The 11,609-nt window shown below is 50.8% G+C and carries 8 protein-coding genes; 7 read left to right on the forward strand and 1 reads right to left on the reverse strand.

The window, feature by feature from the left end:
- Window positions 1–2 precede the first annotated feature (2 nt).
- From GOC95_RS08035 to GOC95_RS08065, 7 genes are all read left to right on the forward strand, one after another.
- Window positions 3–2,165: a TonB-dependent siderophore receptor gene (locus tag GOC95_RS08035; RefSeq protein WP_275356603.1), complete on the forward strand. Its 2,163-nt coding sequence runs from the start codon at window positions 3–5 to the stop codon at window positions 2,163–2,165.
- Window positions 2,166–2,317: 152 nt separating this feature from the next.
- The gene (locus tag GOC95_RS08040; protein WP_275356604.1) at window positions 2,318–4,474 is read left to right on the forward strand and encodes a TonB-dependent siderophore receptor; all 2,157 of its coding nucleotides are present in this window, start codon (window positions 2,318–2,320) and stop codon (window positions 4,472–4,474) included.
- Window positions 4,475–4,779: 305 nt separating this feature from the next.
- Entirely contained in the window at window positions 4,780–7,014 is a 2,235-nt protein-coding gene (locus GOC95_RS08045; RefSeq protein WP_275356605.1) for a TonB-dependent receptor, read from the forward strand.
- A gap of 8 nt (window positions 7,015–7,022) precedes the next feature.
- Window positions 7,023–7,703: a Fe2+-dependent dioxygenase gene (locus tag GOC95_RS08050; RefSeq protein ID WP_275356606.1), complete on the forward strand. Its 681-nt coding sequence runs from the start codon at window positions 7,023–7,025 to the stop codon at window positions 7,701–7,703.
- Between the two features lie 4 nt (window positions 7,704–7,707).
- Entirely contained in the window at window positions 7,708–8,754 is a 1,047-nt protein-coding gene (locus GOC95_RS08055) for an alpha-hydroxy acid oxidase (RefSeq protein ID WP_275356607.1), read from the forward strand.
- A gap of 13 nt (window positions 8,755–8,767) precedes the next feature.
- Complete coding sequence (locus GOC95_RS08060; RefSeq protein ID WP_275356608.1) at window positions 8,768–9,046, forward strand: PepSY domain-containing protein; 279 nt, start codon at window positions 8,768–8,770, stop codon at window positions 9,044–9,046.
- A gap of 26 nt (window positions 9,047–9,072) precedes the next feature.
- Window positions 9,073–9,588, forward strand: coding sequence for a cytochrome b/b6 domain-containing protein (locus tag GOC95_RS08065; protein ID WP_275356609.1), 516 nt, complete (start codon window positions 9,073–9,075; stop codon window positions 9,586–9,588).
- A gap of 15 nt (window positions 9,589–9,603) precedes the next feature.
- Here GOC95_RS08065 and GOC95_RS08070 read toward each other — a convergent pair whose 3' ends face one another.
- Window positions 9,604–11,394 carry a GspE/PulE family protein gene (locus GOC95_RS08070; protein ID WP_275356610.1) on the reverse strand — a complete coding sequence of 597 codons (1,791 nt, stop codon included), beginning with the start codon at window positions 11,392–11,394 and terminating at the stop codon, window positions 9,604–9,606.
- Window positions 11,395–11,609: the final 215 nt, after the last annotated feature.

Below are 11,609 nucleotides of genomic sequence, written 5' to 3' on the forward strand. Positions count from 1 at the left end.
GCATGTCTCAATTATCTTTAATACATCACGCGCATTATCGCCGTTTATTTGTTGCCTTACTTATTGCGTTTCACGAGCCAGGGTTTGCTGAAGATCAGCGTCAAACGGGGGAAGTCGACGCCTTGCCAGAAGTAAAAGTCACGACCAAAGTCGCCCATGATCAGCCCTCTGAGCAAACCAAGTCATACACTGTAAACGCGACGGCGACCGCCACACGGTTGAATACCAGTCTTCGCGACACCCCACAGTCGATCTCGGTCATTACACGGCAGCTCATGGATGATTTTCGTGCGTTGACCGTGAATGATGCGTTATCGCTGGCGACCGGGGTCCGTGTTGAGCAATTTGAAACAGACCGCAGCGAATATACGGCGCGTGGGTTTAACATCACCAACTTTCAAATTGATGGATTAAGCACACCGATCACCTATGGCACGCAATATGGGGACTTGGATGTTGCGCTGTACGACAGGATTGAAGTGTTGCGTGGCGCAAACGGTTTGCTCACTTCTACCGGTAACCCCTCTGCGACCATTAACTTTATTCGCAAGCGTCCGACCAAGGATCTTAAAGCACAGATTAATGCCACGGCTGGCTCGTGGGATAACCGTCGGCTGGATGCGGATGTTTCGGGAGCGCTTAATGCGGATGGCAGTGTACGTGCCCGTTTGGTGATGGCACATCAGGAAAAGAATTCTTATCTGGACCGCTATAGCAATGAGCGCAACGTGGCATATGGTGTGATTGAAGCTGATCTTTCTGACCGTACCAGCGTGGCCGTCGGCCACACCTATCAGCAGAATAACTCTAGCGGTAATAACTGGGGCAGTTTACCGTTGCTATACGCTGATGGAAGTCCCAGACATTATAAACGCTCAGATAGTACTGCCCCCCATTGGAGTTACTGGGATGTAGGCACCAATATCAGCTTCGCTGAAATGACTCATCTGTTTGCCAATGGCTGGAAAGCCAAAGGACAGCTCACCCACAAGCAGACTGAGGCTGATGCAAGACTACATTACATTTATGGCAACGAAGTGCGTTCGACTGGCTTGGGTCTCTTAAGCTACCCAGGCCGATACCATACCCGTACGGAGGACAATGTCTTAGATTTTTATGCGAATGGTCCCGTAGAGTTGGCAGGTCGCAAACACGAATTGGTCTTGGGAACCACCTTGAGCAAGGCGGATGTACGCGACTATTCACGTTTTGGTGCTATTGGCACACCGCTGGCAAGCTTTGAGTCTGCTGCAGACTTCCCGCTGCCAACCTTTGGGCCAGAGAGCAAAGTGGCTGATTTTTCGACTCGCACCATCAATACCTACGCAGCGGCCAGAATCAATGTGATGGATGACCTGAAAGTGACTGCTGGCGGCAGCTTGCTCAGTTACGACTTGCAGGGGATCAGTTACGGTGTACCGCAGTCAGTAAAAGAGGATAACAAGCTCACGCCTTATTTGGGGGCTGTATACGATATCAACGATCAGCATTCGTTGTATGCGAGCTATACAGGCATTTATAAGCCGCAAGCCGAGCTTGGCCGCGACTTTAAAGTCTTGCCGCCTTTGCAGGGCAAGAATTACGAGGCGGGGGTCAAAAGTGAATGGCTAAATGGCCAGTTAAACAGCACAGTTGCGCTCTTCAAAACTGAACAAGAACATTTGCCGCAGCAAGTTGGCACCCAAGGTGCAACCTCGATTTATGAGGGCATAGAGGCGATTAGCAAAGGCTACGAGTTTGATATTGCCGGACAGTTGACGGATCGGTTGAGCATGAATGCGGGCTATACGCGCTTGATGAGCCTGAAGAACTCAGACGGCAAAAATGTTAATCCTTACACCCCCAGGCATCAGATGCACGTCGCAGCAATGTATAAAGTGCCTTATGTGGAACACCTCAAGTTAGGGGCCAATCTTTACTGGCAAAGCGAAACGCATGTGGATATCACTTTGCAAAACGTGGGTACTTTCCGCTATCGCCAGGACAGCTATGCCACCCTCAATCTGGTCGCAAATTACAAGATTGACCAGCATTGGGACGCGGCGTTGAATCTGTATAACGTGACTAACGAGAAGTACCTCTCCAGCTTGCGTTATGCCTATGCGGGCCAAGCTTACTATGCTGCGCCCATGAGCGCTTTAGCCACACTTACGTGGCGTTATTAAAACGCCAAGCTCTTAGCAATCCGGTATGTTTACTGGCCCCTGACAGGGAGGGGTGCTGAGGGTGTTGAAAATAAAAATCAGATTGATCTTGTTTTTTGCCAGCCATCGAGTTACGCACTCCAGTAGCCAGCTTTATTTAATGGGAGTGTTGTGTGACCGTGATTCGATTAAAAACAGTTTATTTGTCGTTGTTGTTAGCCTTGCCGATGTCGGCTGTTTGGGCGCAGGGGGAGGCTGGGAAGACTGCTTCTGCCCCAGCTGCAACAAACACTGATGACGATCAGCAAACTCTGGGTGAAGTTGAGGTATCGACCAGCCGTCGTCAGAGTTTTCACTCAAACACGGTACAGGTCGGGACGTTTAGAGACATGAATCCGCTGGACGTGCCCTTGACCGTGAACACGGTGACGCGTGAGGTGTTGGATGCGCAAGCGACCAACTCATTGTTTGGCGCATTGCGGAACACCGCAGGGGTTTCACGCTCGCAATTGAGTGGCTCGACCTATGACAATATTGCGATCCGAGGCATTCTGGTCGAGAACCGCGGAAACTACCGGCTCAATGGTTCGTTGCCGATTATTAACCTGATTGATACGCCACTAGAAAACAAAGAGCGGGTAGAAGTGCTCAAAGGGGCTTCGTCTCTGTATTACGGCCTGGTGCCGCCCTCTGGCATTATCAACCTGGTAACCAAGCGGGCTGGCAAGGTTGAAAACAAAAGCCTGACGCTGTCTACCAATGAATTTGGTGCGCGTAGCGCCCATGTGGACTATGGCAAGCGCTTTGGCGCTGAGCAGCAGTTTGGTGCACGTTTTAATGTGGTCACTGGCAGCGAAGATATTGGCATTGACCATTATGACGGCAGCCGTGGTCTGGTCTCAGCCGCATTGGATTGGCGTGCAAACGATAAATTGTCTTTCAAGCTTGACCTTGAGCATTACCGCAAAGATGTTTCAGAGCAGGCTGCAATTGCCGTACCGACAGCCGTCAACGGTAAAATCACGCTGCCACCTGTGCCGTCGGCGACGCAAAACCTGGCGGGCAAATGGCAGCACTATGATGCTGAGGCAACCAATATTCTGTTCAGGACCGATTATGCCTTGAGTGATGACTGGAGTTGGTTGTTTGAAGCCGGACGAGCCAAGACGGAGCGCGACCGAAACTTTTCACAATTTCAGAACTTTAACCCACTGACCGGAGAAGGGCAGCTTCAGGTGTCGTTTGTGCGTAATCAGGTCTTTACCAACACCAATTTTAGAACTGAGTTACTCGGCTTGCTGGAAACGGGTCCTATCAAGCATCAGCTCACCTTGGGGTACACCAGTAATCAGCGTGAAGGCGTGACACCCATGTTTGCCAGCACTTCTGTTGCTCAAAACTATTTCAATCCCAGAGTTGTTCCTGTGCTTGCGGCGGTTTCCAATAACCGTTTATCTGACCAGACAATTCTGGATCGAGGCGTGTATGTATTTGATCAAATGGCGTTGACAGACCAATGGACCCTCATGGCAGGTGCGCGGCAAAGTCGTTATGACACCGAGACCATTGCCACCAATGCAGGCACGGCAACGGCTACGCGCTTCAACGCCAAAAAAGTCATCCCCTCCGTGGCGCTGATGTACAAACTTCAGCCAAATATTTCTCTCTACGCCAGTTACATTGAAGGGTTTGAAGATAGTGGTCAGGCACCAGCTAACCGGGCCAATGCAGGCGAGTTGCTGAACCCGGCAAAATCAAGACAAAAAGAAATTGGCGTAAAAACCCAATTGTTTAACCGCTTTTTGCTGCAATTGGCTTATTTTGATATTGAGCGCGCCGCAGCGTTTACCAATCCGGTGACCAATACTTTCAAAGTTAATGGGGATGCAAATTATCAAGGCTTGGAATTTGCTGCTACTGGCGAGTTGACGGAGAGGCTGTCTGTCGCCGCCTCTTTCCTGTTGATGGATGCGACCTTGAAAACACCTGACGCGGCTAGCAATGGCAATACGCCAGAAAATACGCCAGAGAAAACTGCCAGTCTGTTTGGCGAATACCAGATTGCGCAGGTCCCTGGCCTGTTTTTGAGCGCGGGCTTGTTTTATAGCGGCAAGCAACAGGTGAATGCATTTAATCAAGCCAGCATAGATGGCTACACGATTGGGTCGGTAGGGGCCAGATACAAGACCCTGCTTGGCAAGCAAAAAGCCACTTTTCAGGTCGTGGTCGATAATGTCACAGACAAAGATTACTGGAGTACAGCAGGCAACAGCCTACTGGGCGTCGGCCGGCCAAGAACCTTGCAGGCCAATCTGCGCCTGGATTTTTAAGTAATTACCTATTCATATGCTAGCCCTTTGATACGTAGATCAAAGCGCTAGCCCTTGTTGGGCCCACTTTGTGATAAGGGCCACCTCCAGCTACACGTCAACTCTTTCCCCATGCATGGTCACGGCCAGTTTTTTGCTTAGGCCTGAGGGCTATTTGTATTTGTACAAATAAATGTTCACGCTATGTTTCATTGATTGTAAAAATGAGAATTGTTATCATTCGTGCTTATTCTATTTTGCAAGCCAACGAGTATTGTTTCCAGTAGCCAGCAACTCACTTAACAAGATTGAATTAGGGAAAAAACATGCCATCCGGCTTTAATAAAAAAACAATGACCTTGGCGCTGTTGATGGCGCTTCCAGCGATTGCGATCGCGGCAGATGAAGAGAAAAAAACTGCAGACGCGACTCAGACCATGACCGAGGTGAAGGTCAAAACGCAACGAATTCAAGATGCGCCTAACAAAGGCTATCAAGCGACCAAGACCCGCGTCGGTAAAACCTATCAGGATCCGCAAGATGTGCCGCAGGCAGTCACTACGCTAACCAGAGAATTGCTGCATGATCAGCAAGTTGGCTCACTGCGTGAAGCCTTGCGGAATGTGGTTGGCTTATCAGTCAATGCGGCTGAAGGGGGCCGTGCTGGCGATAACTTTAACCTGCGCGGTTTTTATACCTTTGGCGATATTTACCTGGATAACATGCGTGACACCGCACAGTACAACCGCGAGACATTTAACCTGGAACAGGTAGATGTCTTGCGTGGTTCTGCGGCGATGTTGTTCGGGCGTGGCCAGGCGGGTGGCGTGATTAACCAGGTCACCAAGATGGCTGAGTTAAATGACAAAAATACCGTGACAGGTAGCTTGGGCAATTATGATTACCATCAGGCGACAGGCGACTTCAACAAGAAGCTGACAGACACTGCCGCGATTCGCGTGAATGTCATGGACAGACATGAAGAAACCTATCGTAAAAACCCGGCAAACGGGGATCATCCTGAGATTGATCGTCAGGGGATTGCCGTCAGTTTTGGGGCTGGTATCGGTACCGAAAACGAGCTGTTTTTAAACCACGTCTATTTGCGTACGCGGGATGTGCCAGACTTTGGTATTTCATTTGTAAACAAACGGCCGATCAATACCACGATTGCTGGTAACAAAGTTGATGACTCGTCCTTTTACGGCGGAAGCCAAAACTTTGATAACAGTGATACCAATATCACTACCGGTATTTTTACGCACAAGTTTGATGACGACACACAATTGCGTACGCAATTACGACATGCTGATTATGAGCGCGCTTACTGGGCAAAAACACCAAGCGCTGCATTTGCTCCTAACGCAACTTTGGCAGGGGGGGCTGGACTTGGATTAGGTGGCGGCAATAATGATGTAACTCGCACACAACATTATGAAACCTATAACCTGCAATCAGATTTTAGTACCAAACTGACGCTGGCAGGTATGACCCATTCCGTTTTGACTGGCGTTGAATACCTGCATGAACATTCCTATCGCAATTCATTGCGCAATTTGAGTACCAGCGCAGCCCCTGAGTTCAGTGAGGATGAGGAAACTGCAATCACGCCTGCCAATACACAATATGCAAGATTCAGTGCTAACAACTACGCGGTATATGCACAAGATAGCGTGGAGTTTATGCCACATTGGACGGCATTGGTTGGGATAAGACGCGATGAAATGAAGGCAGATTACACGACTAGCGCTGCACCACACCTTGATTATGGCCAAAACAGTTACAGAAGTGGACTTTCATGGCAACCAACCACAGACCAACACTATTACATTACCTACAGCAATTCATTTAGCCCAACTGCTGACCTGTATCAGTTGACGACAGTCAAGCAACCGCCCGAGCGCAGCCGTACATTAGAGATTGGTAGCAAGTGGTTGTTTATGGATGGTGATTTAGCTTTAAGAACAGCGATATTTACAACCACCAAGGATTGGGAGCGAAACACTGATTTGATTGCTTTTGGTAATAACTCTATTCTGACCAAGCGTCGTCGCACAAATGGGTTGGAGGTTGAGTTGACTGGTAAAGTCACCGAGCATTGGGATGTCTTTGCTGGTATCGCTTTATTGGATGCAAAGATTATCAACGCTGCAGAGAATATTAGTACTGCTGGTGTTCAAACTAATGCCGATACCCGGCTGGATGGTCAGCGGGCAAGAAACACGCCGCGTACTACGTTTAATCTTTGGACAACGTATGACTGGAGTAATGGGTGGAAAATTGGTGGTGGCGTTGAGGCGAAAGCAGACCGGTATGGATATAGCCCAACGACCACCAATGCGAGCACTTTGTTTGTTAATGGCACCTTCAAGCCCAATACTGCGCCTGGCTATGCACGCGTCGATGCGATGGTGGCCTACGAACAACCGAAATGGGCGGTGCGTTTAAATATCAAGAACTTGCTGGATAAAGCGTATTATGATGCGATTTATGATAATGGTGCTTTCTTGACACCAGGCAACCGTCGCCAGGCTATCGTCACAACTGAGTACAAGTTCTAGGAGTTAATTTGCTGTTAAGTTTACCGGGGGTTTTGCTTGAAGAAGAGCTGCATACTATCCGTGCCTTGCTGAAGCAGGCGCAATGGGTGGATGGCCGCACAACCGCCGGTATTCAGGCAGCCAGCGTTAAAAACAACCAGCAACTGGCCGAAGACGACCCGTTGCTGGCACAAATCCGCAGGATCGTGTTGCAGGCATTGCAGCGCGATCCTTTATTTTTTTCGGCCGCGTTGCCAGACAAAATCTTGCCGCCTTTTGTGAATCGTTATGCGGGTGAGACCAATGCCTATGGATTTCACGTCGATAGTGCCATGCGTCACATGCCGGATGGTAGTGCGCGGGTACGGGCAGATGTTTCGGCTACCCTGTTTTTTAACGACCCGGATGAATATGAAGGCGGTGAGCTGGTGGTGCAGGATGTGTTTGGTGACCAGCGCATCAAGCTCAAAGCGGGTGCTATCGTCATTTATCCCTCTAGCTCGGTGCATGCGGTGACGCCGGTCACGCGTGGTGAGCGCTTGGCTAGCTTTATGTTTATTCAGAGCATGGTGCGCGACGCCGCGCAACGGCGCATGCTATTTGATATGGATATGGCCTTGGTCCGCTTGCGCCAGCAACAAGGGGAAACGCCAGAAGTGGTGCAGTTAACCGGCATTTACCATAACCTGTTGCGCCAGTGGGCGCTCTAAGCGAATGCAGTCCTTACCTTTGCTCCCCTATTTTGCCCAGCAAGCGCAAGCCAAATTGCCAGCTGATGTCTGGCATTATTTGCAGTCAGATGCCGGGAACGGGTTGCAATTGCAGGTCAACGAAACGGGCTGGCAAAGCAAGAAGGTCTGTCCACGTCCACTCCTGCCCCTCCATCAACCGAACACGAGTTGTAGCATTTTTGGCGAGCAATGGGCGCATCCCATCCTGTTGGCGCCAGTGGCTTATCAGCGCTTGTTTCATGCCGATGGCGAGATTGGCACCGCTGTCGCTTGCAATGCCCAGCAGGGGCAGATGATGGTGAGCAGTCTAGCCAGTCAACCTGTGAGCGAGATTGTAGCGCAGGCACAACAACCGCTCTGGTTTCAGCTCTATTGGCAAGGTGACCGCGAGCAAACCGCGGCGTTATTGCATAAAGCCGTGGCAGCTGGTATCAGCGCAGTCGTGTTCACTGTCGATGCGCCAGTCAAGCAAGCTTTAATTGATTTACCAGACAGGATTTCGGCAGTCAATCTGGCGCAGCCACTGAGCATGCGTCCTGTGCAAGCGGGCCAAAGCCAAGTGTTCGATGGCTGGATGACGCAGGCGCCGACTTGGGACGATGTGGCCTGGCTCAGGCAGCAAGTGAACCTCCCCTTGCTACTGAAAGGTCTGATGCATGTAGAGGATGCCCGGCGGGCGGTGGAATGCGGCTGTGACGGCGTGGTCATTTCCAATCACGGTGGCCGCGTGCTTGATAGCACTCCGTCAGTGGCGGCAGTGCTGCCAACGATCGTGGCTGCCGTGGGTAGCCAATGCAAAATCCTGGTGGATAGTGGTATCCGCTCCGGGCAAGATGTGTTTAAAGCGCTGGCGTTGGGCGCCGATGCCGTTTGTATTGGTCGCCCTTACATCTGGGGCCTGGCTGCAGAAGGCGCGATGGGCGTAGCAAAAGTGATCCGCACTTTGCGTGATGAGCTGGAAATGACCATGGCGTTGACTGGCGTTTCGAATTTGGCAGAGCTGCGCCAGGTAGAATTGTTTGAATCATGAAAAGGACGTTTTGATGAAAAAAATTGGTTTTTCACTCTTGTTGGCAATCGGCCTGCTGCATGCACAAGCTGCGTTGGCCGCGGCGGATTGCAAATCCTATCCAAAAGAGGAGTGGGCTTCAGAAGATACCCTTAAAGAAGCACTGGAAGCAGAAGGCTATACCATCAAAAAATTTAAAGTAGATGGTAATTGTTATGAAATTTATGGCCGTAACAAAGAGGGTAAGAAGGTTGAGATTTACTTCGACATGAAAACGCTGGCGATCGTCAAAGCCATCGGCTTGAAAGACTAAGTGGGGAGATGTTGCAGCCATCCGCAATGCTTTGGCCCTGGTGGGTGCGTCTGAGTCACTGGCTGGTGGCAGCCGGGGTGATGGCATTGTGGCTGATGAGCCATGTCTGGTATGAAACGGATGCGCTGCATCGCACGGTTGGCTACGCTGTGCTGGCAATCATTATGATCCGCATCATGGCCGGGTGTTTTAGCGCATACCCAAGTGCGCGCTTTCATCTGCCCGGCCTGCGTGACATCCGCGCTCATATTGCAGAGGTGCGTCAAGCAACCCTGCCTGTGCATGCCGGGCACAATCCGCTAGGCCAATGGGCCGTGTATGTCATCTGGATGCTGATTGCCTTGCTGGCGCTGACTGGTTGGTTAAGCCGCACCGATGCCTTTTGGGGCGAAGAGGGGCCGGTTGTGATTCATGCACTGTTGAGTTGGTTACTGATGGCCGTGATTGCATTGCATATTGTTGCGGTGATCTGGATTGGACGCTTGTCCAAGCAGCATTTAGTGCGGCAAATGTGGCATGGCCGCATGCACTTACGCAAATAAGCGGGCCTTGCGCCTTTAATCTACTTCAATCGGCGGGGCAACCTTGAGCACTTCGTCTACGGTTGTCAGGCCTGCCGCAATTTTCTCAGCACCGTTTAACATCAAAGGTTGCATCCCCGCTTGCGTGGCGGCTTGTCTGAGCTTAATCAAATCGGTCTCAGGCGTGATCAGTTTGCGTAAGGTCGGCGTCAGTGTCAGCATCTCATAAATGCCGGTGCGACCACGGTAACCCGTGTTGCGGCACTCCTTGCAGCCCACGGCTTTCATGATTTTTGCCGGTTTGGCGGCCTTGAACGGGCGCGTAACGCTGGCCCATTCTGCGTCTGAAATGGTGGCTTCTGTTTTGCAATGCGGGCACAAGGTGCGCACCAGCCGCTGCGCCATAATCCCCAGCAGGCTGGAATGTATCAGGTAGGCAGGCACGCCTAAATCCAGCAAGCGCGTGACAGCGGATGGCGCATCGTTGGTGTGCAGCGTGGATAGCACCAGGTGGCCGGTCAGCGCGGCTTGAATCGCCATATCGGCGGTTTCCTGATCGCGGATCTCGCCGACCATGATAATGTCGGGGTCTTGGCGCATCAGCGTGCGTATGCCTTCGGCAAAGCCCAGGCCGATATTCTGTGTCACCTGCATCTGGTTAAAGGCAGGCTCTATCATCTCAATCGGATCTTCTACCGTACATACATTGACTTCATCGGTCGCCAATTGCTTGAGTGTTGTATACAGCGTGGTGGTTTTGCCCGAGCCGGTTGGCCCGGTGACCAGAATGATGCCGTTGGGCTGGTGAGTCCACTGCGCCCATTGCTCGCCCTGACGCTTGGAAAAACCAAGTAACTGAAAATCCTGTACCAGTACGTCCGGCTTGAAAATCCGCATCACCAGTTTTTCGCCAAACGCGGTCGGCATGGTCGATAAGCGTAATTCAACCTCCTTGCCATCAGTGTCTACGGTTTTGACACGACCATCCTGCGGGCGGCGTTTCTCCACCATGTCCATCCGCCCCAGCAGCTTGATGCGGCTGGTAATCGCATTCATGATATTGCTCGGCAGCTGATACACTTGATGCAAGACACCGTCGATACGAAAACGCATCAAGCCCAGATTACGGCGCGGTTCCAGGTGGATATCACTGGCGCGCTGCTCGAACGCATATTTAAACAACCAGTCGACAATGCTCACCACGTGCTGTTCATTCGCATCCAGTTGGCGGTCTTTGCCCAGTTCGATCAACTGTTCAAAGTTTTGTACGCCGACAATTTGCCCGGCCTTGGCGGCATTGGCAGATTGAATCGCTGCAGAAAGCTGATAAACCTCGGGCAAATAACGCTGCAAGTCCAGCGGATTCACCATGACCACTTCAATGCGCAACTTCAGCATACGCTCCAGATCATGCAGCCAGGTCTGGTGGAATGGATCGGCCGTCGCAATTGTGGCCACCCCATTCCTGACCGTAATCGGCATGATGCGCAGGCGCTCGGCATAGGCTTGCGAGACAATTTGCGCCGCGGCACTAAAGTCCAGTTTTAGGGGGTCGATTTGATAATAAGGCACTGCAGCCTGCTCTGCCACAAAGCGGCTCAGGGCCTCTACAGTCAATAATTGATTGGGGTTTTGTAAATCCGACCATTTTTGCTCGGCCACAATCACAACCGGGTGAATTTTAGAGCTGTCCCGCTTGCGATCTTTATAAAGCTTTTCAGCCTGGACTTTATCTGCATGCCCATGAGAAACCAGCATGCGTAACAAATCCGAGAGGCGCAAGCTCTCTATGGTTTTGGGCAAGGAAACAGGGATTGGACTATTCATGTCACATGCTGGCTAGACTAGCTGCAAATGATGCAAGAGTCATGCCATCAGGAGGTGGCAGAAATGGTCACATTGCTTAGATTGGAAATGTGTTTAGTCTGGGTTTTCTAAAGGTTTTTTTAATTTGAGTCTGTCACTTATTGATGAGAGTTGTTAAGTTTTATTTAAGATAGAATCTTGAGTGATGTTTTTTAAAGATACATTTTTTCGCCTCT

It is taken from the genome of Methylophilus sp. YYY-1 (assembly GCF_029132825.1).
GTDB lineage: Bacteria > Pseudomonadota > Gammaproteobacteria > Burkholderiales > Methylophilaceae > Methylophilus > Methylophilus glucosoxydans.

What these genes read in the sequence shown, in the direction of transcription:
- GOC95_RS08065 (WP_275356609.1), top strand. Translation starts at nt 9,073, where the DNA reads ATGCTTTGGCCCTGGTGGGTGCGTCTGAGTCACTGGCTGGTGGCAGCC.
- GOC95_RS08070 (WP_275356610.1), bottom strand. Translation starts at nt 11,394, where the DNA reads ATGAATAGTCCAATCCCTGTTTCCTTGCCCAAAACCATAGAGAGCTTG.
- GOC95_RS08060 (WP_275356608.1), top strand. Translation starts at nt 8,768, where the DNA reads ATGAAAAAAATTGGTTTTTCACTCTTGTTGGCAATCGGCCTGCTGCAT.
- GOC95_RS08035 (WP_275356603.1), top strand. Translation starts at nt 3, where the DNA reads ATGTCTCAATTATCTTTAATACATCACGCGCATTATCGCCGTTTATTT.
- GOC95_RS08055 (WP_275356607.1), top strand. Translation starts at nt 7,708, where the DNA reads ATGCAGTCCTTACCTTTGCTCCCCTATTTTGCCCAGCAAGCGCAAGCC.
- GOC95_RS08045 (WP_275356605.1), top strand. Translation starts at nt 4,780, where the DNA reads ATGCCATCCGGCTTTAATAAAAAAACAATGACCTTGGCGCTGTTGATG.